19 protein-coding genes are annotated in these 22277 nt (G+C 30.2%); 2 read left to right on the top strand and 17 right to left on the bottom strand.

Going from position 1 to position 22277, the window contains the following annotated elements:
• Positions 1-94 precede the first annotated feature (94 nt).
• From ABGB03_RS12610 to ABGB03_RS12575, 8 genes are all read right to left on the bottom strand, one after another.
• Complete coding sequence (locus ABGB03_RS12610) at positions 95-394, bottom strand: hypothetical protein (protein ID WP_347922930.1); 300 nt, start codon at positions 392-394, stop codon at positions 95-97.
• 102 nt (positions 395-496) lie between these two features.
• Positions 497-1975, bottom strand: a complete 1479-nt coding sequence (locus ABGB03_RS12605; RefSeq protein ID WP_347922929.1) for a S41 family peptidase — start codon at positions 1973-1975, stop codon at positions 497-499.
• A 10-nt stretch (positions 1976-1985) separates the two neighbouring features.
• Complete coding sequence (locus ABGB03_RS12600) at positions 1986-2801, bottom strand: MBL fold metallo-hydrolase (RefSeq protein WP_347922928.1); 816 nt, start codon at positions 2799-2801, stop codon at positions 1986-1988.
• The gene (locus tag ABGB03_RS12595) at positions 2798-3265 is read right to left on the bottom strand and encodes a hypothetical protein (RefSeq protein WP_347922927.1); all 468 of its coding nucleotides are present in this window, start codon (positions 3263-3265) and stop codon (positions 2798-2800) included. The genes ABGB03_RS12600 and ABGB03_RS12595 overlap by 4 nt, the downstream gene beginning before the upstream one ends.
• 41 nt (positions 3266-3306) lie before the next feature.
• Positions 3307-3855, bottom strand: a complete 549-nt coding sequence (locus tag ABGB03_RS12590; RefSeq protein WP_347922926.1) for a hypothetical protein — start codon at positions 3853-3855, stop codon at positions 3307-3309.
• A 10-nt stretch (positions 3856-3865) separates the two neighbouring features.
• A complete protein-coding gene (locus tag ABGB03_RS12585; protein WP_347922925.1) occupies positions 3866-4420 on the bottom strand; it encodes a hypothetical protein in 555 nt (184 codons plus the stop codon).
• 179 nt (positions 4421-4599) lie between these two features.
• On the bottom strand, positions 4600-5625 hold the full coding sequence (locus ABGB03_RS12580; protein ID WP_347922924.1) for a hypothetical protein: 1026 nt from the start codon (positions 5623-5625) through the stop codon (positions 4600-4602).
• A 12-nt stretch (positions 5626-5637) separates the two neighbouring features.
• Positions 5638-7563, bottom strand: coding sequence for a S9 family peptidase (locus tag ABGB03_RS12575; RefSeq protein WP_347922923.1), 1926 nt, complete (start codon positions 7561-7563; stop codon positions 5638-5640).
• Between the two features lie 549 nt (positions 7564-8112).
• Here ABGB03_RS12575 and ABGB03_RS12570 point away from each other — a divergent pair.
• On the top strand, positions 8113-9249 hold the full coding sequence (locus tag ABGB03_RS12570) for a serine hydrolase domain-containing protein (protein WP_347922922.1): 1137 nt from the start codon (positions 8113-8115) through the stop codon (positions 9247-9249).
• Between the two features lie 143 nt (positions 9250-9392).
• On the opposite strand, the gene ABGB03_RS12565 is transcribed toward ABGB03_RS12570, so the two are convergent.
• The 9 genes from ABGB03_RS12565 to ABGB03_RS12525 form a co-directional block, all read right to left on the bottom strand.
• Positions 9393-10136, bottom strand: a complete 744-nt coding sequence (locus ABGB03_RS12565) for a hypothetical protein (RefSeq protein WP_347922921.1) — start codon at positions 10134-10136, stop codon at positions 9393-9395.
• A 9-nt stretch (positions 10137-10145) separates the two neighbouring features.
• Positions 10146-10934, bottom strand: a complete 789-nt coding sequence (locus ABGB03_RS12560; RefSeq protein ID WP_347922920.1) for a DUF4097 family beta strand repeat-containing protein — start codon at positions 10932-10934, stop codon at positions 10146-10148.
• A 12-nt stretch (positions 10935-10946) separates the two neighbouring features.
• Positions 10947-11717: a hypothetical protein gene (locus ABGB03_RS12555; RefSeq protein ID WP_347922919.1), complete on the bottom strand. Its 771-nt coding sequence runs from the start codon at positions 11715-11717 to the stop codon at positions 10947-10949.
• Between the two features lie 4 nt (positions 11718-11721).
• Positions 11722-12243 carry an RNA polymerase sigma factor gene (locus ABGB03_RS12550; protein ID WP_347922918.1) on the bottom strand — a complete coding sequence of 174 codons (522 nt, stop codon included), beginning with the start codon at positions 12241-12243 and terminating at the stop codon, positions 11722-11724.
• A gap of 48 nt (positions 12244-12291) precedes the next feature.
• On the bottom strand, positions 12292-12975 hold the full coding sequence (locus tag ABGB03_RS12545) for a hypothetical protein (protein WP_347922917.1): 684 nt from the start codon (positions 12973-12975) through the stop codon (positions 12292-12294).
• 103 nt (positions 12976-13078) lie between these two features.
• Positions 13079-15520 (bottom strand): DUF5916 domain-containing protein, encoded by a 2442-nt coding sequence (locus ABGB03_RS12540; RefSeq protein WP_347922916.1) that lies wholly within the window; start codon positions 15518-15520, stop codon positions 13079-13081.
• Between the two features lie 152 nt (positions 15521-15672).
• Positions 15673-16710: a helix-turn-helix domain-containing protein gene (locus ABGB03_RS12535; protein WP_347922915.1), complete on the bottom strand. Its 1038-nt coding sequence runs from the start codon at positions 16708-16710 to the stop codon at positions 15673-15675.
• A gap of 62 nt (positions 16711-16772) precedes the next feature.
• Positions 16773-17876, bottom strand: coding sequence for a histidine kinase (locus ABGB03_RS12530; RefSeq protein WP_347922914.1), 1104 nt, complete (start codon positions 17874-17876; stop codon positions 16773-16775).
• Positions 17877-17881: 5 nt separating this feature from the next.
• A complete protein-coding gene (locus ABGB03_RS12525; RefSeq protein WP_347922913.1) occupies positions 17882-18661 on the bottom strand; it encodes a LytTR family DNA-binding domain-containing protein in 780 nt (259 codons plus the stop codon).
• A gap of 521 nt (positions 18662-19182) precedes the next feature.
• Between ABGB03_RS12525 and ABGB03_RS12520 the strand changes: the two genes are divergently transcribed.
• Positions 19183-22272 carry a SusC/RagA family TonB-linked outer membrane protein gene (locus ABGB03_RS12520; RefSeq protein WP_347922912.1) on the top strand — a complete coding sequence of 1030 codons (3090 nt, stop codon included), beginning with the start codon at positions 19183-19185 and terminating at the stop codon, positions 22270-22272.
• Positions 22273-22277: the final 5 nt, after the last annotated feature.

Genomic DNA, 22277 nt, shown 5'->3' with positions numbered 1-22277 from the left:
ATTTGTGGTACATTAAATTCTACTTTATTTCTTCTTTTAATAACAAATTTAGTATACTCTAAAGAGCACACTTCAAATTATTTTTATGATATATTTAATCACCTATGGCAAACTCAATATATTTGATTATTAAATCAATCATTTCTTTGTCAACAACATTTTGGTTTCCTATCCTTTTAAAACATTTAATCCCTAAAAAATAACCATCAAAATATAGTTCAATGCAAGGATTATTTGTTTCGTGGGCTAGGGTTATGCCATCATATCCTAAAAAGCCATCTTTTCTTGTCCATAAAACTTTTAAGTTATCATTCCAGTTTCCTTCCATAGAGTAATCAACTCTTATGATCCCATATAAATTTATTTCTTTTAGCACATCAGGTAATATTGTCATATATTTTTTTATTTATGATTATTGCTTAAAGGTTAGCTGCTGTTTTATAACTCTTTAATGTTTTGTTTAAAACTCAGAAGTCGTCTTAGAATTTCTTTATCACTATTCAAAATACTCAGCTACAAATTGTGTCCATTCATATAGAGGTATCGTTTTATCTAAAAAGATGTCTGGCTGTAAGCCTTTTCCATCTATTGCAAAATCAGGTACTCTTTGACTCCTTGTTAAACAGTGGCTTTCCCAAAAAATGCCACTTGGTGAAGTAACATTATACATATTTGAAAAATCAAGCATCCCTGCTGTTGTCTGTCCAAATAACTTTACCTTTTTACTCTGTTTTGCGGCTAATATAAATTGCTCATCTGTACTTGCATTTCTGCCATTTATGATAACACCTATATTTTTTGGATAGGGGTAAATTGTATCAAAGGTTGTTATGTTTATGTCTTTATCGCTAACACGAACAAATTCTCCACGTTGCCTTTCTAACTTGTCAAAAGCCTCCTGATACCATTTTTTATCTTCATAAGTTGGAGCATAGATAGAGTCATTCATAAACTTAAGCATTCTCTTATTGTTTAACTCAGTTGATCGATATTCCACCGCTGGAGTTCTAATTGGATTTGTATATAGAAAAGGCAGTATTTCTCGATAACTAATACCTGATCCACCAGTGCCATAATGGATATCGATAATTAAGTTTTTAGTACTTAATATCTTCTCTTTATTTTTATTTATCACACTATCAATGGCAGCTTTTGACCTACGATTAAATGAAGGAATTCTAAAATACAGCGTATTCTTGTTTAGTTCTTCTAAATAGGGTTTTTTACTGGTAAGAGCCTTATAATAATTAGCATACATTTTATTTGTTTTTGATTCTAATTTTGGATACATTCTTTCTAAACCATTCATATCAACCTGTAAATGATTTTCTCCCATTAAAAAGACGTCATCTGATTCCAGAGTAATTCCTTTAACGATATAAAAAGTCGACTTAATTTCATCACCATCTATAGTAAACTCAAACCGTACATCTTTTTCTTTCCAAGCTTTATCTTCTGAAGTTATAATAAACCCGATATATGCATCTCCTTGTTTTTTTATACCGATTGTTTGTGTATCCATTTTCCAAATCCCTTCATAATCGTGAGATTCTTTTTGGGCTAAGTACTTTTTAAATTCTTCAATATCAATAGTCATTTTTTGCCAATCAGAAAAATCTTCAGTAATACCAGTGTCTATGTATTTCTTTTTATAGTCTTTGGTAAAACCAAAACCAACATGCCCCATTCTAAAAAAATGAAGCCAATCAAATAAAATATTTTTACACACTGCGTATGTTTTTGCCTTCTTTACTTTTTCGAGTGTTTTTGCATTAAAAGAAGCGTAAGCCAACTCTCCTTTTTCTTTAATATGATAAGTAAAACCAGCATCGTTTTCTTCAAATGTTTTTTTTAACCATTGGAATTCTGATGTACAATCGCAATCTTGTGAGGCAATTGCTTCTTTTTTGGTTTTCTTATTACAAGACAATAGTATTAGCCCTGCAAAAATTAGATAGTAAAATGTAGCTTTCATTTATAATGATTTAATCAATAACAAAGGTTTTAAATTGCTCTATAAATGGTACCGCATTGGTATATCCCATGCTAGTTATATTGTCTTGAGCCTTAGAATAGGCTTTTAAAGGAATATGAGCAACAAATAGTTGCTTAGGGTTAATATATTTTACAATAATATTCTCTTTTTGAGATGGCCCCAAAAGCCAATAGGGCAATATGACTACATCAATATTCTCATTGCCTAAATTAAATGCTTTAAGTCTTTTAATTTCTACATTAGAATCTCCCAGGTGAAGAATCTTTTTTCCTCCAATAGTGATTAAATACGCTACATTTTCGGCTTCTTTCCAAGGGGAATCTCCAGCGTGTTCAAACCTCAACACTTTAATTTTGACATTATTTAAAGTAAGCGTTTTACTCTCAAAAAAATTAGGGGTTTCTGAAGTTACCTGAGATGAAATAGTTTGAAATGCGTCAAAATTTTCCTTAAGTTGGTTTGCTGTTTCGTTTGGACCTAAAAAACGAGCTTTAGTATTATATTTTAAATGGTGTCCAACAAGCTGAGCATTAAAGTGGTCGCCATGTAAATGCGTTGATAAAACGATATCTACATTACTATAAGGAGCTTCTGCCTTTTTAAGTTTTTCTAATTGATTGTCTGGTAACACATCTAAATAATCAAACTCTTTGTCAAAAATAGCATCAATAAGTATTTCGGTATTTTCATATTTTACAAGTACACCTTCATTGGCCAAATATTGTATTTTAACTTTTTGAGCGATTATACAATTAGACTGTAATAAAAACACTCCTAAAATAGCGGCTATAATGTAGTTTTTCATTTTGATAATGTTATAGTTCCTGAATGATTCCCATCACAGTCAGTTCCAGTTATGTTTATGATAATGGAGTTATCTTCAAGTAGTTTTCCGTTACCTGCAAAAAGACCATTGCAATTTGGAATGATATCATCATACTTAAAATTGCTAAGTACATTATTGTCTATCGTAAAAGAAACAGCACCATCATTTTCTCCACTATTGCAACAACTGGTGAAGTTGTTCGAGATAAAAAATGAACCTTTAAATTCCCCAGAAGCAAGTTCATTAATACTTGCCGAAATAGGTAAGTCCGTAAACGACCTTTCGGCAGTTGATGAGCTCCATAAACCTGTATAATTTCCTGAAGTTAAGGTATATTCATTCTCAACGGGATTCCCTTTATCTTTAGAATCTTTTTGATTGCAAGATGAAAAAGAAATAATAATACATATTAATAGTAAATAGGTTTTACTCAATACTCTCATGAACAAGATATTAAATTTATTTTTTGGCCATTTTTATGATTTTAATTAATTTTATTTAGCATCATTTTATAAATTAATTTCCAAGTCTTCATATTATCTCTAGAGTAATAGAAGTTTCTTTGGTATTGGTTGTTAGAAATTATTATATCAATAGCTTTCACATCATATTCTTCATTACCACTATAGCCTCCTTTTACAATTGTAGTCATTTTCCCATCAATTATTTTACTGGAAAATTGATGCCATCTTTGAGCTCTTGCATTTAAAAAAAGAGCTTTCCATTCTTTTGTTTCAGTATTATATGTCCTAATATCTGTTGTAAAGGCTCCCTTTTTAGTTGAATACTGAGATTGAAATGTTTTATGGTCTTTTAAAAACATTCCTCTTATCGTAGATTCACCCTCCATTTTTTTAAAAGAGCCATCCTTTTGCTTGATTTCCATTTGAACACGCCAAAGACCTCTATAGTATTCAAATTGAGAAAGCTCTGGTATTGATTTATCTGCCATCCCATACAAGCCAGTGTTTTGCGAATACACTAAACAATTAAGCCAAAAAAATAATAAAAAAGCAACTACTAACTTCTTCATTTACTAAATATTAATTAGGCTTTTTTGTTGCAATACTCACATGATTCACTATTGTATAACCATTACCAAATGTTCGACGTGCAGTATAAATATAAATGTTGTCTGCAAGAACTGTATAGGTATTATTATTTGTACTGTCCTCTCTAACAATTGTTTCTACCATATTTCCATCAACTACTTTTGAAGAATATTTCACCTTTTCACCTGTATTGTCTGAATAATTATTTTCCCAACTATCAGTGGCTTCTATATAATCATATGTAATTTTATGAGTAATATTTCCTTTGTCATCTATTCCTTCTTCAATAAAAGTAAGCCCATTATCTGCTAGATAAACTCTATGTGAACCCGAACTACTATCAGTTTTCCATTCATATCTTGATATTAAGGACCTTGAAATGCCATCCCACTCTCCAATACGAAAAGCATATTGATAAACACCTTCAGGGGCAGTTAAACTAATGCCTTTTTCATCTTTTGGGACATCGGAATTATTTGATTTTTTTTCTTGTGCATTTGCTTGTGAAAATACAATTAAACATAAAATTAGTATTAGTCTTTTCATGATTTTTAAATTCTGTTTTGTAATTTTTTGAGTGATAAATATCAAAAGAAAAATAGTTGCCAAATCAGAATTAATTGTTAATTGAGTTGAAACAATTAATTTTTGATGTAGAATAGCTAAAAAATGCTCTATAAACAGGAACCTCTTTACATTTAAAAATCAACGATGTGTTTTTAGTGTTAATTTTCAGTATTTGATATTGCCCATTTTTTCCAACTCTCAATATCGTTTTCATCATAATCCTTTTGACTCCATTTTTTAATAACCGTATAAGCATTTTTGTAATTATGAGCGTCCTTTTTCTCTAAAATTTCAATAAGAATCTCAGACAATCTTTTTGAATCTTCCTTATTTAAATTATCTAGTGGTATAGATCTTAAAATTACTAGAGCTTTATTTCTGTCTGTAAAGCTTGGAAAATCTAACGCATCAATTATTTTTGAGATATTAAATTCCATATCTGGAAATGCACGTGCCATATAATAAATAACGCGCATGCTATTGTTTCTCACACTGCTCTCAGCATCCCGAATACTAGGCATCAATGTTTGCAGTAAGTCTTCGTTATTCATTTCAGCGTGTGCTAATAAAAATGCTGCTGAGGCTCTTTGATCTGCCAACTCACTTGTATTTAATATATTAATAAGCTCATCTTTATGCTTAGGTGCGTAGGTGTTTATAGCATCTAAATAAGGTTCTAGCTTTGGATGATTAAACGACCATAAACAGTGTATTACTGGACAGCTATAATCTTTAATCTCACCATCTTTGAATAGTTGGTAACTAAGCTCTTCATACTCTTGCCATTTTGCTATCAATCCATTTGGATCATCAAAATGCTTCGTATTAATAGTCCTATAATTAAGACGCATTTTTGCCTCCTTAGCTTCTACAAAATCAATGATGAAATCATAATCATTGGTGAAACTTTTAAATAGACGAACATTTGCATAGGCAAAATCACCCAATGTTAGCAACTTATTGTCTAATTCTATCTTTTTTGTTTTGTATGTTTCACGATCAGAATCGTAAAGTGTTTTCAGCATTTGTAACTCATCCTTACATTTTTTTACAACTTCTTCTTTAGAAATAATATCTGTACCAAATACGGTTACGCCATAATCTTGCGCAAAAGCAACATTTATAGTACTTATAGCCATTAAAAATATAGCAAAGGTTTTTTTATTAAAATTTTTAATATTCATTTTTACATTTTTTTAGTTTGCATGTTTTTTTAAAAATTTACCAATCCTTGTCATGGTTTCAATCTGATTGTCTTTTTTTCTAATACCATGACCCTCATCTTCAAACAAAATATATTCTGTTGGCACCTTATTAGCTCTTACTCTTGCAACAATGCTGTCCGACTCACTTTGATGTACTTTAGGATCGTTTGCTCCTTGAATCACCATTAATGGTTTTTTAATATTATCACTAAAAAATAATGGTGATTTATTATACAACATTAAAGAATCTTTTTTAGGATCTCCCATTTCCTCAAAAAGTGCTTTTTTTCTAGCTGCCCAAAAATCAGGTGTATTATTTAGCACTTGTAGCCAGTTTGAAATTCCAAACATATCAATTCCAAATGCAAATTCATCGGGATGAAATGTTAATGCAGCCAATACTAAATAGCCTCCATAAGAATCTCCAATAATTCCTATTCTATCTTTATCAATACCTTCCATGGACGCTAACAACTCTTTCCCCTTAATAATATCTTGAAGATCATCAACACCATGTTTTTGATTATCTAAAGTTTTAAAGGTTTTTCCATAACCACTACTTCCTCTGTTGTTTACCGCTAATACAGTATATCCTTGGTTAACTGCAAATTGTATGTATTGGTTGTAGTTAGTACGAAATTGTCCTCCAGGGCCACCATGTGTCCAAACCAAAGCTGCACCATTTTTTACGCTACTGTGAGGTTCATATAAAAATGCAGGAATTTCAAGCCCATCAAAAGAAGTAATTGTGATGTCTTGTGGTTTAGATAAATCATTTGGATTTATTTCATCGTTAAGACTAGAAAGTATTTGTTCAGCTTTCCCAGTTTTTAGATTTAAAAGCCAAATGTTTTTTGGTTGATTATATCCCGTGACCCTTAATGCCAAATACTTATTATTAGGGCCAAAATTTGCTTCCTCTACTTCAGCAGTCTTTAAAAAGGGAATGTCTAAAAATTTGTCTTTCTGTAAATCTTTAACTTTAACCCGAGCTCTACCATTTTCGTTTGTGTAAACTACTAAGAAATTATGGTCTGGAGTAAAGCCAATTTTAACTATATCCCAATTTTCTTTTACAATTACAGTTCTTTCTTTGGTTTCAATATTATATTTCTCTAAATACAGAAATTCATTTCCATAGTTAGTTAGATAATATACTTCTTTGTTATTTAGTGAAAATCCTTTACCATAAAATTGAGAATCGTTATTTTCTGGAGATAAGGAAATACTCGTTTTATTAACTATATCATATAAATGAAGATTGGTAATATCTTCGGTTACTCCTTCGTGTAACAAAATATATTTATGGTCGTAAGAATTAAAACTAGTGCTATATTTTGTATCATTTTGAAATACTAATTTTGATGTTTTGTTTGCAAAATTATATTCATACCTATCGAATTTTCGAGGAGTTCGTTGATTTGATACATAATATATACCTGAAAAATCATTGTTTACGCCACGCCAAGTAGCTCTAACATTTTCACCAGAAGTTATATTTGTTATAATATTATCTTCTTTAGCATAAAGATGCATGGATCTACCACCATTAGGATTCATGATATATATTAAGTCATCATTATCTCCATAAAGCGTCAATGAATAAATAGCATTTACAGAATCTGAATGTATTAAGGTTTTCTTTTTTGTATTAATATCATAAACCCATGCTGAAGGCGAACCCGTTTCATCACTTGTGTATAATAATTTGTTACCGTCCTTTGAAAAAGAACCAGAAGATAAATATTTATTTTTTGCAAATTGTTCAGGCGTATAATTCTCTACATAATTAACTACATTACTATTTTGATCTATATTTTTGCTATTACTTAATACATAGTACAAGAAAATAGCTAGTAAGAGAATTATTGAAAAGGCTAGTAGCACAAATCTTAGGGATGCTTTTTTTAATTTCATGTGAATTTATTTTTTTGTTTTCTACTTTTTTGATTTACAATCGGAAGGCTAAAATAGTTCCGAAAGCTTTCCTTTCATAATAATGTAATTCTCATTCGTGCGAATGGGAGGTAATTGCTACTAAAATTATTGAGATGGGTAATGTAATAGTAGAATGCTCATTTAAATACTTAAATTGTAGGATGGATATAAGACACAAACTATCAAAAAAATGAACTGGAATTATTTGTCTTTACTGGAAAGAAGCTTGACAAAATAAAAGAAGATGACATTCTTACATTTAATCAATAAAACTAATTAATGAATTTGATTTAGAAATGTATAACCAAAATATAGAAGCATAAATTTCTAAGCTATTGCCCCTTTTTACATGCAAGCCACTAGTTCAAAAACTTCATTTAAATCAAACCAGATGCTGTTAAGGACAGAAAATAGTATGTTAAAATCATTATTTCTTATTGAACTACAAGATTTATGTGTAATACTATTAAAAAAACTAATTTACGCTTTGTAAAGTACTTTGCTCTTTTATGATTAAAAATAATATTTATGAAAAAAATTCTTATAATTTTTAGCTGCTTAATTCTATCGCAATTAACGGCACAACAAAGCAAAAATGACAAAATTTTTGAGGCAGTTAATAAAAAACTTGATGAACTTTGGAAAGATTCAACTGCTCCTGGATTATCATTATCCATTGTACTGCCCGACGGAGAAGCAAAAACACTAACAAGAGGTTTTGCTGATCTTGAGAAAAAAATTAAAATGTCTCCAACAACTAGAATGCTAGGCGGGAGCACAGGAAAGGTATTCTATTCTGTTGTTGCACTTCAATTGATTGAAGAGGGTAAGCTTAAATTGGATGAACCCATATATAAATCCATGTCAAGTTATTCTTGGTTTGACAAAATTCCAAATGCAAAAAGTTTAACTGTCCGATCTTTAATGAGACATGAAACAGGTATTCCTAGGTATGTTTTTAGTGAAGCATTTCAAGCAGATGTCTTAAAAGACGTAGACAAAGTTTGGAAACCTGAAGAATTGCTATCTTATGTTTTTGAATCAGATTCAGAATTTGAAGTTGGAGATAGCTGGGCTTATTCAGACACTAACTATATTATATTATGCATACTTATTGAGAAAGTAACTGGTAACTCTTTATATAGTGAGGTCCAAAAAAGAGTTTTGGATAAAGCTGGATTAAAAAATGTTGTACCTCAAACAACTAGAAAATATAAGAACATTGCACAAGGATATAATGCTAAGGATGATTCTTTTTTTCCAGGTGTGCAATTTGATGAAACTGGAAAAAGTCGTTATAATTTACAGTTTGAATGGGCTGGAGGAGGCCTAGTAATTACTACTCATGACTTAGCGGTATTAGGAAAGAAAATTTATGAAGGAAAAATGTTTGACCCTAAACTTCTTGATGAATATTTTAGAGGTATTGACACTGATAGAGAGGCAAGTCAATGGGGATTGGGGGTTCATATTCGTGATACACCTAATGGTTTAATATATGGGCATAGTGGTTTTATGCCAGGGTATGTTACTAATATGATGTACTTTTCTAAAGACAAATTTTCAATTTGCTATCAACTTAACACATCAGATAGAGCCAAAACATCTATTATGAGGCATCTTCCATCAATTGGTGAGTTAATTAGTGAAGAATTGAATAAATAATTTATTTGATAAACTAATATAATTCATTAAAAGATTATTTATTCAATTACTCGCTCTTTAATGAAGATTTATATTGATTATACAATATAAGTCAACTAAAAGTTTAGGTGTTAATGACATAGAATATAAAGACATGATTCTACTTATAAAGTAATAGGCTTTATTAAAATATTCTTATAATGAGTTCTCACGATTAATTTAGAACCACCACCATTAATTTTACCAGATAATTGGTTGGTGAAATTTTGAATTTTAGTTCCATCATTTGAAAACACCTCAAAACCTGTTTCTATAATTCCTTTTTTTGAAGTTGCATTTATGTTTGCGTTAATATTCTTTGGAAATAAAAGGCTTATTTTTCCACTATAACTACTAAAAGCCATTATTGAGTCAGAAAATATGGAATCAAAACTTAAAAAAATATCACCGCTGGTAGTGTCTGCGGACGTTGTTCCTGAAATATATAAGCCTATAATATTACCGCTTCCGTTAGAAAGCTCTAGGTTTCCAGAAACACCTTCAACTTTAATATTACCATTACTAATAGTTTTTAGATTTAAATTAGTTTTTTTAGGCACTTTAATTTTGTAATTAAATGTTATTTGTGGAGTTTTATTTCTAATAGTGATAATGTTATTGAACTCATCAATAACAATGTTTTCAAAATTAGTATCATCAGCATTTATACCTAAAATCGTTATTTCTACATCTTTCCCTTCATAGGCTGTTACTTCTATGTTTCCTTTTACTTGTTTTAATACTATTTTTCCAGTTTTTGATGGATCGCTTAGTTTTATTATTTTAGATTTTGAAGTCTCATTTATTTGAGAAAACACATTTAAACTAAAAGAGACAAAGAGTAATAGTAAAATATTTATCTTTTTCATAGTTAAGAATTATAGTTTAGTAAGATATACATCACCATTAGTTGTTTTAAAACTATATTCAATTGGATTGGTTAGATTATTTTTACTAGCTTCTATTTTTAATTCAGAATAAAGTTTACCACTTCCTCCTTTATTATTAAAATTGATATTTGCATTTAAATTGGCTTGATAAGCGATCCTTATATCTCCGTTAATTGACTGATACAAAGATGCTTTGTTCGGATTTTTTGTATAGGATATTTTGATGTCTCCATTAATAGTTTTAGCTTTTGTGTTTCCCGAAATATTAGTCAAAATTAAATCGCCAGCTATATTGGTGGTTTTTATATGTTGACTTTGTATTCCATTAACTTTTAATGACCCTTTTCCAATGGTTCTTGCATCAATATTTGTTGCTATTGGTACTTTTACTTTAAAGTTTAATTGAAATGTATAAGGAGCTTTTGGAACAGAATCGTTAAAATGAATGTTCATTTGATTATCATAACTAAAAAAAGGAGCGTTAGGATGAATAGTGATTTCGTTGCTTTTTTCAATAATTGAATAGGATATTTCTTTTTTCCCCTGTTCTAAATATTCGTCATCTGCTGTATTAATAACTTTTTCTACTTCAATAATTATTTGATTGCTTTCATGACCTTCTATTTCTATATTGCCATAAACATTTTTCAACACCAAATTGTTTGATCCATTAAGGTTGTTAAATTCTATTTTTTTTGTACTTAGCTCTTTGTAGCTTTGTGCCAATATTAAGTTACATGTAAAAATTAGTGTTAGTATTAAGGTTGCTTTTTTCATAATATTTATTTTTTAGATTTTTGATATCATTATTTTTTCAATATCTTCTTTAACTGTTGGATTTATTTTTTTTATATCGATGAGTTTTTCAATAGCTTCTATTCCCTCTTTATTTTCGAGACTCATCATTAATTCTGCCAACGTCATTTGTATAATAGGTGAATCTTGAAATGAAATGCTTTCTATTAAGCCTTTAATTACATTATCATCATTTTTAAATTGGATTAAGAAATCTAAAATGGATAGCCTTACATTAACATTTGAATCAGAATTCAACGATTTAAACAAAACATTTAGCAAGTTATTATCAATTGATGCTAAATGATTAATTTTACTGACCCCTTGGAGTCTTTTATCAACCTCTGGTTCATTTAACAAATAAACAACTTGTTCCAATTCATTGTGTACAGAAACCCCATTATTAACCCTAGATTTGTTAACTTTAATACCAATTACACTGCCAATAAATATTAAACAAACGGCATATGCCAGTTTCAAGGAATTACTTTTGTTAAAAATAAACGTTGACAAAATCAAATTATTAAACCAATTTGATTTTGATGACTTAATATTAGCCTCAAGCATTTGGTAAAACTGTACGTCCATGGTTGTATTTGGCTCTGGAGAATCATCTAAGATTGACAGCTGATTCCATGTATTTTTTATGCCTTCAAAATGCTTTTTTAGACTATCATCATTCCTAAGTTGAGCTTCAAAATATTTTGCTTCTTTTTTAGATAAGTTATTTGATAAATAGTCTACTATTTTTTTTTCAAATTCCATATTATTAACGAGTTCTATTATGCAGCCTAAAAAATATTATTCTAAGTTCTTTTAAGGCTCTAAATACTTTTGTTTTCACCGCTCCTTCATTACAATCTAAAATAATTGCAATCTCTTTATAAGGCATCTCATGGTATTTACTTAAAATCAAAATCTCCATTTGATTTATTGACAGTTGCTTAAACGCATGTTGAAGCAGTTCTTTTTCTTCATTTAAATTTTGAGTTGTATCTAATTCATAAGAAACCAAATCTTTGAAAGAATCATATTCCAACGAGGTTGTTTTATTTTTTTTATAATGATCATAATAAACATTCCTAGCTATTCTAAAAATCCAGCTTGTAAAAGTTCCTTTGTCAATAAATTTTTTTCGATATTTTAATATCCTTACAAATACGTTTTGGACTAAATCTTCACTTAATTGTGCGTCATTATTTAGTTTATAGAAATAGCCAAATAATCTTTTTTTATAGCGCTCATAAAGTAACCCGAGAGTTTCGATATTACCGTCTTTTACTTTTAGCATTAATTCATTATCTGTTAGCATAAAAATCTATTGATAAATTGACACAACTTACTCCTTAATAATTTTAAAGCTATTCATCATATTTTGTTTAAGACGAGTTATTGGACTTTTATCATTCTTACTGTTTTCTTTTCCTCCTATAGTCACTCTAACAAATTTGTCATCTAACCCTATTTTTTCAGGTTGTAAACCGAAGTTAGACATGTTTTCGTAATAAGCAACTACTAGCTCGCTTCTATAATCGCTTGCATAGTTTACTAAAAAATCGCTTAAAACAACGTCTTCATATTCGTAATTATTTTCTTCTAAATAACCGTAGGTAACTTCATGCTCTAGACCTTTCCCTTTCCATTTGTCGATGAAGTTTCTAATATGAAGAACATTTACAGCATTAATATTTTCTTTACCAAACCAATGATCTCCTAGTAAAATAGAATCATTATAATTCTTTTTATATGTATACTCATTGTCTGGTAAATACGCTTCGAATTGAAAAGTTAACATTTTTTTTATTGAATCGTTTTCAACAACAGCGAAAAGATATCTTTCAACTTCAGCAGAATTGAAAAGTACGAAGTTTAATTTTCCAATAAATTCATATTCTTTATCTACTTCAATTGTAATATTTGGTTGTGCATCAGAAACAATTCGGTTTTCTTTTACAGTTCTCTCTGGTTTTTGTTGCGTAAAAAAGCAGAACAGCACTATGGTTATAATAAATACGTATTTCATGTTTGTTTTAATTATTATTTATGTCCAGGATAACTCCAAAAAACACAAATGGTTACAAGAAATGCTTAATTTTTTATTTATACTGTAAAAAAAAGTGCTAGCACTATATTCTTTTCTTTTTTAGTAAACCTTTAATGTTATTATAATCAATATAATATACTATTCTAAGTGAAAACACATGCTCTATAGGTTGATCGAATAAAGTGCTTAAACTATCAAAATAGTTATCACTGGACATACTATTAATATTAAATAGTGAATTCCTGTAAAGTGCTGTTAATAAGCTGCCAGGAGCAAATTGCCATGAATAGCTAAAATCTAAATTCCAGGTGCTAAAATTCACATTAGGGTTGAAACCAATATTTTCCAGATTGTAGCCTGTACTGTTATCAATTGATCCATCATCAAGCAATGTATAAAGGTTGTAATCATAATCTGCAGTAGACCAATAATTTCTGAATGTTAATTTTAAGCCATGAAACGAGTTAAAGTTGTACGATCCAGTTATTGAGTTTTCTATTGTACGTTGATCGCGCTGTCCAAATATAATGCCATCATTTATTTTAGTTACATAACCTCTATCTCCATTTCCATCTTGTATTAAACTACTATACCTTAGAGAAAATTTGTCTGAAAATCTAAATCTTACTCCAACAGAAACATACTTTCTAAAGGTATCACGATCAGGGTCAAAGTATGTTGTAATTCCACTACCCAACCCAACCGACAAAGGTTTTGCTTGATTAGAGGTAATACTAGCTGTTATGGTAAACATGTTTTCATAAGTGAAGAAGCGACCATCTGTTCTTGGTTCCCAATAATCATACTGTTTGCCAAAGTCCCAATTCATGTTGCTACTTAGTTGCCATAGATTTTTAAATTGCATTGAAGCAAAATATCCAATATTTTTACTTACATATGTATCTGGGTTAAAAAGTCTCCTATAATTAAACCAAGTACTAGCTCTAAAATTATTTATGTTACCCTTTGGTTTAAATGTTCTATAGGAAAGAAAATAATGGAAGTTGTGATAGTTGTTCTGGAACTGAATTCCCATATCGTTAATATTATATTTTTTATCAGCAAAGGAGTATCCTGCATTATGTCTGAAGTTGCCACTTATCTCACTAAAATCAATGCTTCCACTAAATCCTGTAAAGGTTTCATTGGTTTCCATATATTTTACGTTACTCATTTTAAGAGCACCTTCATAATTAAAAGTGTTTTTTTTATTGGTAATGTCGAATAACCCAGCAGTTACATTTGCATCTCTAAAGCCACCATCTCTCATTACATTCGTATTTACCAAACTAATAGAAGAGTTTCCGCTAAATTGTTTGTCAATTACTAAGATGTTATAATTGGCAAGCGGTTCAACAACTTCTCTTCTGGTTTCTTGAGTTACATTATTTTTAATTACTGCTTCTGTCTTTTCTGTAATCGCATTAAAAAACCCAACTCCTAACCCTTCTTTGGTTCTTCCGGAGAGCTTTAAGGCATTTAATACTTTAACACTGCTTGGATAATTGGTCACTTCTTCATCGGCTTCAAGTATTGGGTATCCAGTAGGAGCACTTCCTATACGTCTTGAATAGAACAGATTCCCTTTGTTAAAAAGATCAACACCTTCTTTAAAGAATTGACGTTGTTCGGCTAACTGCTGCTCAAATGGCCCTAAGTTTAATTCAATATTATCAAATCCAGCCTGACTGAAATCGGGAACAAGAGTAGCATCGAGGGTAAAGTTTTCAGTAATTCCATATTTTAAATCCATTCCAAAAGTGAAATCACTATCGGTTTCTCCATCATAACTTCTTGTTAGTCCAGATGCAAACGGATAAAAGCTAAGTCTGGTTGGAGGTGTAATGTTTTCAATACCATGTACTTCGCCGCTCATTTGTCCAGCTTTCATCCCAGAAGATAAGTCCAATGGATTCCAAGAGTATTGACTATTGTTTCTAATAAACTTTCTGTGAAAGTTTATAGCCCAGGTTTGAATCCCTTTGTTAGAGAAACGTAAAGCTGAATAAGGGATTTTTACTTCAACTACCCACCCGTTGTCAACAATTTTAACGGCACTGTCCCAAACAGCATTCCAACCCCAATCTTCATTTCCGTTAGAAGTTACAATAGCATCACCTTGAGTCCCTGAGCTAAATACAACAAATTGAGTATCGTTTTGTCCATTATTATTAGGGTTAATGGCAATTAGAAAAAAATCAGTTTGTCCAAAATTGTCACGCGTGGTGAATTGCTTCATAATTTTAGCTGGATTATCTTGCAAATGAGCTGCGAAATAAACAGCGTTGTCATCATAAGTCATTTTCACAACAGTTTTCTGATTAGGATCTTCAACAACTCCCATGTCGGGTCTAAATTGAACAAAATCTTTGGCCTCCTCAGCATTTTTCCAAGCGGGATCGTTAAGAACACCATCAATCTTTGGCGCTGAGTTCGTTCTTTTGATGGTTAAGGTTTTCTTTTCTTGGGAAAAAATTGTCAAAATGCTAAACATAGCAATAAGAAATAATAATGTTTGTTTCATGGATATTAATTCAATTGATTAAATAATTGTGTATAATATCAATAACTTTGAAAAAAAATAAAGGTGACATTTTTTTAAAACTTTGATGTGGAATGCTACAATTATGATGTGATTGCCTTCGTAAAAACTTAGAAAAATATTTGATTTTAAAATCAAGAGTGGTTTTTGATGTACTCCGAAGGTGTAAACCCTGTTTGAGCTTTAAATGCGCGATAAAAAGTAGCAGTACTTTTAAATCCAGCTTCATTAGCTAATCCAGAAATTGATAAGTGTTTTTTGTCTATATTTAATAAGTCTTTTTTAACATAATCAACTCGATGTTTATTCATCAAATCATTAAAACTACACTCTAATTCTTGATTTAGAAATTCTGTAAGTTGGTGACGACTTATTGCTAACTTATCAGCTAAATCTTCTGCTTTTAAGTTAGGCGTAAGAAATATTTTCTCTTGACTTAAAAGGATATTTAACCTCTCGTCTAATTCTTCTAAATTCTGTGATTGTAAATTTGAGTTTTTATATTTTTTTACTTGGAATACAGTAAAGTCAAAAGAGGTACTAAATCCCTTTATCAAGTGAACTTCTAAAATTGTTATAAAACCAATTAAAAAAACAGTTACAATGGATATTAAATCAATGCTTTTTATTTCAAATACAATGATAGCTAAATACTCCAAAAAGACAATAATTGCAAAAAGTAACATACAAATAGTAAGAAATTTTAAAACTTTTGTAGGTTCTATGTCTTCTTTTTTTCCTTTACCAAGCAATTTAAAACTTACTATACTATAGCTTAATAATTGTATTACTAAGGATGAAAATATTACTTTTTTTAATGTTGGAGTGTTTATTCCAATAAACATAATAGATGAAAAGAAAATAAAAGGTAAAAAATGCAATGCAGTTTTTAATGAAAACTTTTTATAATTAAGATTGCTTGAGCAAAATAGAAAATATAACGGTGGAATCAGAAACATAGGAGAAAACCCAAGCATAAAAAAGGCTCGGTAATTTTCTCTATACCCTAACTCAGTTAACATATATTGAATTACAATAAAAGTAGTAACAAGTAACAAAGAAATTAAATAATAAATTCCTTTGTTACGCTTTCCTTCAGCTGTACTTAATAAATAAATAAGCAATAAGCTTTGAATAGTCGCATACCCAATAACAAAAATCAATAAATTCATAATGACTTCTAAAATGTATGTTTAAAGTAATTCATTTTAGCAATTTTATTAAAAATATACAATTAAGCTAAAGTAGTTTCTTCAACAAACGGAATTATTATTCGCGTAATAACTCCTCCACTCTCAATATTATCAAAATAAAACTCGGAATTATTACCATATAATGCTTTTAATCTTTCCATTATATTACTTATGCCGTTTCCTTTAGAAATGGTAGTTTTTTTATTAATTGGTTTACCATTGTTAAAGACTTCAATAACTAATTTGTTTTCTTTTTTAAAGACATTGAGTTCAATAACTAGTTTTTTAACTTTTATTGAATAGCCATACTTTATTGAGTTTTCAACGATTGGCTGAAGCAACATAGCGGGTATTAAACTAAATAGAGTGTTTTCTTCAATATTAGTTTTTATGGTTAAATGGTCAGAAAAACGAATTAACATAATACTAAAGTACTTATCTAATACATTCATTTCTTTTCGCAACGTTATAAAATCGTCATTTTTTAATTCTAAAATCTCCCTTAAGAGGTCGCTTAAATCTGCAATAGTATTTTGAGCTTGAGTTGGATTTGTTTTTACTAAAGTAGAAATACCATTTAAAGTATTAAATAAAAAATGAGGATGTAATTGGTCTTTTAAGGCTTTCATCTTAGCACTAGTCAATTGATCTGAAAGCTTAGTCTTTAGGTATTCATACTCTTTTATCTTATTTACATAATAGTATACATATATTATTGCAGCCATTACAAAATAGTTAACAAAGTTTATATCAAAAGTTCTAGCGAAATGGTTAATAGAAAGATTGTTTATAGCTTTTTCTAAGTCGTATTGCCCAATGATTAAATTAATAATAGAGGCGCAAATAAATAGAAACCAAGTCATTAAAATAGATAGCATAAAATGAGTTAAAAGTATTGAAGGTAGCTTAACATTTCTATCAATCATTCTTTTAGTTAATAATGCAACAAACAGCATATAAATCACTACTAAAACCCAATCTAAAAAAGTACCTGAAAAAATTAACTCAAACCAACTAAAGTCATTATTTTCAAAGGCCTTTGCTGAAATTATGAAATACAATCTTTTAGAAAAGGTTAATAACACAACCACTCCATAAAAGGCAGCTAGAATTTTGATTAGTTTTCTATCTATTTTTTTTTTCATTTTAACTAAACCCCTATTTTTTTTAAAAAATCTTTTTTATAGCTCTTGCTTATTCTAAAAAGTTTGTGATCCTTCATTTTAACATCCATATCTCCAAAATTAGAGTTAATCAATTCATGGACGTACTTTATGTTAATTATTGTAGACCTATGCACTCTAATAAAATTATTTGGGTCCAATTCAGTTGATAGTTTTGTTAAGGATTCTCTCATTAAATGCTTTTTATCATCCGTATAGATTTCTGCATAATAACCGGACGCCAATATATACTTGATATCACTTAGCTTTAAAAAAGAGATTTTATTCCCTAATCTTATTGGGATATTTTTTTTGTAATTATTTTTAGACTCGTTTGATGAGCCCTTTAAATATGACAAAAACTCACTAAGTTTTTCATCGTACAAAGGCTTATTGTTCTTAATATAATCTAATGCATTTGAAGTAGATTTAAAAAACCTTTCATCCTTAAATGGCTTTAAAAGATAATCGAAAGCAAAATTGTCAAAAGCTTTTAAAGCAAACTCATCGTAAGCAGTTACAAAAATAACCAGTGGCTTTTTTTTTGTGGAAATTTTATCTAAAACGTCAAAACCCGTCATATCCTTTAATTCAATATCCAAAAAAATAATATCTGGCTCTAACTCATCTATTGTTTTGACAGCCTCTTCACCAGTTTTACAAACCCCCTCAAGTTTAATAGCATGGATATCGTTTAACAAATTTTTTAACCTCTGTCGGGCTAATGGCTCATCATCTATAATTAAAACCTTTATTTGATTGTCCATTTTCTTCCTTTTTTAACAATTTCTAAGGGAAATTAATATTTTTATTTAAAGAATGTATTAAAAGTACACACCTAATATCATTATAAGTACCACCTACATCTCTTTATGTATTATATAAATCATTTTACAAGTCATTAAGTGCATGTGTAGATTGTCCTAAAAAGTAGTAATTATGCAATGAAAACCATTGCAAATGATTAATGAAGTTACAAAACACCTCCAATTCTTAAAAACTCTCAATCAATGTGTCAGACATTTCACATCGTGTAAACGACCTCTAAAATCATTAAAAGCGACTTTCAATTCATTACCCTTAAAACAAAGTTAAACTTCTCCTTTCTTTACTTCGCAATTTTTACAAAAGGCAGTGTAGTGAAACTAACTAATATGTTAAGGTTCCACTAAACTTTGACTTCATTTTATTAGTAATAAATATTTGAATTAGTCACTTGAAATTTATTAACTGCCTGCCTTTTTTTTATTGTACAGACAAATACTAATTCAATTTAAACTAAAATTTTATGATGGTAAAGAATTACTTTATTATGTCATTGCTGCTATTGTTTTCAATAGCCTCAACGGCTCAGGTGAAAAAAATTTCAGGAACAGTTTCAGATGAATCTGGAACGCCGCTTCCTGGGGTTAATATTGTAGTAAAAGGCACTACAAATGGGACACAAACAGATTTTGATGGTAATTATACGATTAATGCCAATACTGGTGATGTTCTTGCTTTTACTTATTTAGGTCTTAAATCCTCAGAGCAAACGGTAGGGTCTTCTCTAACGATTAATGTTACTATGAAAGAAGACGCAGCTCAGTTGGACGAAGTTGTTGTTACCGGTGTAGCTGGGGCAACGTCCAGAAAAAAATTATCTGTTACAGTTGCAAAAGTATCTTCAGATGATTTAGAAAACATTCCAACAACTTCCGCTGCTTCTGCACTTCAAGGAAAAATTCCGGGAGTAACTGTTACCAATTTCGGAAGACCAGGGCAAGGATCAACTATTTTGTTAAGAGGGTCAACTAACTTATTTGGTTCTCAATCACCGTTAATTTTGGTAGATGGTATAATTGTTCAAGGAGGATTGCAAGACATAAATATTGATGACATAGAATCCTTTGAAGTTGTAAAAGGCGCTTCAGCCTCTGCATTATATGGGTCAAGAGCTGGTAATGGTGTAATTGTTATTACTACTAAAAAAGGAAAAAGTGGTAAGGTAAATGTTTCCCTTAAAAGTGAAATTGGTTTTTCCGAATTCAATAGAAGAGTTGAGTTAAGTAAATCACATAATTTTGATTTAGCTAGTGATTGGGAAGATTTTAAAGGTGTTTATACAAAATACGATGGAGTTACTTACCCATCTGATTACAATGGCTCAAATTATGCTAATGTAACAGGGGGGCGTATACCCTCAGCAGATGGCTATACTGATAATCCATATGGCAAGTATTATGACAACCAAGATTTGTTTTTTAGAACTGGTGTAAATCAAACACTTTACGCATCTTTAGCTACAGCATCTGAAAATTCCAATATTTATTTTTCAGGAGAAAATGTTAAGCAAGAAGGTGTATATAGAGATACGGAAGGCTACGAAAGAATTTCGGCTAGACTAAATGCCGATTTTAGGATAAATGAATGGTTGAAGTTTTCTGGAAAATCTAATTTTATAAAAACAGTAGATAAAACACCTGGTGGAGGTTCTTTATTTGCATTAACGTTAGCTGAACCAGATGTAAATTTAAGCGCTCCAAATCCAGATGGTCAGCCATATTTATATGTGCCTAATCTTTGGGCGTCTAACGTAACTAACCCTCTTTATGGTTTATACGATGCCAAACCAATCGCCCTAGGAAACACATTTTTAGGTTCATATAGTTTTAATATTAAACCGTCGAATTGGTTGAATTTTGATGTAGAATATACTTTAGAAGCTACTAATAGTCGTTTTGAATCATTTTTTGGCACAAATTCCCTAACAACTGGTGGACCAAAATCAAATTATTATTCACAATACTTTACAGGTCAGTTAACCAAAACTTCTAGCTATACACTTTCACAAAAAACACAGTTTACGGCTAATTTTCAGCACTCATTAGAGAATCTGAATATTAAAGGCAAGCTGAGCTATTTAATGGAAGACTATCATTCAGAATGGTTTCGTGGAGTTGGAAATAATTTAATCTATCAAGGTGTGGTTTCATTGGACAATTTTGATTCAGCCAATACGAGAACATCATCAAGGTATTCTGATCAAAGAGCCCAAAATGCCTTTGCTATTATTGGTCTTGATTATAAGGACAAACTTATCCTAGATGCCATGTATAGAATTGATGGTTCTTCACTATTTGGTAGTGAGCAAAGATGGAATCCGTATTATCGTGTTTCCGGAGCATATCGAATTTCTCAAGATTTTGAGAATGACAACGTGCAAGAATTGAAATTAAGAGCGGCTTATGGAACTGCTGGTCAACGACCAGGGTTTAGTTGGCAGTATGATAGAATTACCTTACTTGAGGGGCAATTATCAACTAACAGGACTCAAGCAAATCCAAATTTATTACCATCTGAGACTACAGAATTTGAAGTAGGGCTTTCTGGTAGATTCTTTGATAGATTTGATATAGATGCCATTTATTCAAAATCAAAAACTGAAGATCAATTTATGCTAGTTGATATTTTTGCACCAGCTAATAATGGTCAGAATAAAAAATGGGATAATATTGGAACCATAGATTTTGAGACTATCGAAGTGAATTTAGGTGTTGATATCCTTAAAGGTGGTCCTTTTAAATGGAATACAAATTTTGCGTTTTCAACGACAAAAAACGAAATCACAAAATTAGATGTAGATCCGATTAAAGTTGGGCCTTCAAATGCATTTTATATAAAAGAAGGAACTGAATTTGGAACAATGTTTGGAAGAAAATTTGTTAGCTCCTTAGATCAAATGAGTAACCAATTGCCTTCAGGCAGAACACTTGATGAATATTCCGTTAACTCCGATGGAGTAGTAGTAGAAACAGCCTCGATAGGCACTACTTCTGAAAAAGCTATTATACTCCTAAATGATGACGGAAGCGAGGCATATAAGGAAATTGGAACTCAAACCCCTGATTTTACCTTAGGAATAACTTCAAATATGAGTTACAAAGATTTCAGCCTGTATATGTTATGGGACATAAAAAAAGGTGGAGATATTTATAATCAAAATGGACAATGGCTAACCAGAGATAATAGACATGCTATGGTTGACCAGGCAGGAAAACCAGCAGCTCAGAAAAAAACTTATGATTACTATCAGAGCTTATATGATGTAAATCAAGTTAACGGTTTTTGGGTTGAAGATGCTTCATTTACTAAGCTTAGAGAAGCTTCCTTATTCTATACATTTAGTAAGGATAAATTGAGTGGTGTTGCCAATGGTTTTTTTGATTCTCTTCGTATTGGCCTAACTGGGAATAACTTATTGACATTAACTGACTATTCTGGTTTTGATCCTGAGGTACAAACCTTAGATAATAATACTCAGCAGTATTTTGCAGTTGATAACCAATCATATCCGGTCTTTAGTACCTATACATTCTCTGTATTACTTAAATTTTAAAAAAA

Source organism: Pontimicrobium sp. SW4 (assembly GCF_039954625.1).
In the GTDB taxonomy this organism is placed as follows: Bacteria; Bacteroidota; Bacteroidia; order Flavobacteriales; family Flavobacteriaceae; genus Pontimicrobium.
The sequence above is the reverse complement of the archived record's forward strand: the minus strand, read 5'-3'. Positions and strand labels throughout refer to the sequence as shown.

Coding starts and splice junctions, on each gene's coding strand:
- ABGB03_RS12610 (WP_347922930.1), bottom strand. CDS start 394: ATGACAATATTACCTGATGTGCTAAAAGAAATAAATTTATATGGGATC.
- ABGB03_RS12605 (WP_347922929.1), bottom strand. CDS start 1,975: ATGAAAGCTACATTTTACTATCTAATTTTTGCAGGGCTAATACTATTG.
- ABGB03_RS12600 (WP_347922928.1), bottom strand. CDS start 2,801: ATGAAAAACTACATTATAGCCGCTATTTTAGGAGTGTTTTTATTACAG.
- ABGB03_RS12595 (WP_347922927.1), bottom strand. CDS start 3,265: ATGAGAGTATTGAGTAAAACCTATTTACTATTAATATGTATTATTATT.
- ABGB03_RS12590 (WP_347922926.1), bottom strand. CDS start 3,855: ATGAAGAAGTTAGTAGTTGCTTTTTTATTATTTTTTTGGCTTAATTGT.
- ABGB03_RS12585 (WP_347922925.1), bottom strand. CDS start 4,420: ATGAAAAGACTAATACTAATTTTATGTTTAATTGTATTTTCACAAGCA.
- ABGB03_RS12580 (WP_347922924.1), bottom strand. CDS start 5,625: ATGAATATTAAAAATTTTAATAAAAAAACCTTTGCTATATTTTTAATG.
- ABGB03_RS12575 (WP_347922923.1), bottom strand. CDS start 7,563: ATGAAATTAAAAAAAGCATCCCTAAGATTTGTGCTACTAGCCTTTTCA.
- ABGB03_RS12570 (WP_347922922.1), top strand. CDS start 8,113: ATGAAAAAAATTCTTATAATTTTTAGCTGCTTAATTCTATCGCAATTA.
- ABGB03_RS12565 (WP_347922921.1), bottom strand. CDS start 10,136: ATGAAAAAGATAAATATTTTACTATTACTCTTTGTCTCTTTTAGTTTA.
- ABGB03_RS12560 (WP_347922920.1), bottom strand. CDS start 10,934: ATGAAAAAAGCAACCTTAATACTAACACTAATTTTTACATGTAACTTA.
- ABGB03_RS12555 (WP_347922919.1), bottom strand. CDS start 11,717: ATGGAATTTGAAAAAAAAATAGTAGACTATTTATCAAATAACTTATCT.
- ABGB03_RS12550 (WP_347922918.1), bottom strand. CDS start 12,243: ATGCTAAAAGTAAAAGACGGTAATATCGAAACTCTCGGGTTACTTTAT.
- ABGB03_RS12545 (WP_347922917.1), bottom strand. CDS start 12,975: ATGAAATACGTATTTATTATAACCATAGTGCTGTTCTGCTTTTTTACG.
- ABGB03_RS12540 (WP_347922916.1), bottom strand. CDS start 15,520: ATGAAACAAACATTATTATTTCTTATTGCTATGTTTAGCATTTTGACA.
- ABGB03_RS12535 (WP_347922915.1), bottom strand. CDS start 16,710: ATGAATTTATTGATTTTTGTTATTGGGTATGCGACTATTCAAAGCTTA.
- ABGB03_RS12530 (WP_347922914.1), bottom strand. CDS start 17,876: ATGAAAAAAAAAATAGATAGAAAACTAATCAAAATTCTAGCTGCCTTT.
- ABGB03_RS12525 (WP_347922913.1), bottom strand. CDS start 18,661: ATGGACAATCAAATAAAGGTTTTAATTATAGATGATGAGCCATTAGCC.
- ABGB03_RS12520 (WP_347922912.1), top strand. CDS start 19,183: ATGATGGTAAAGAATTACTTTATTATGTCATTGCTGCTATTGTTTTCA.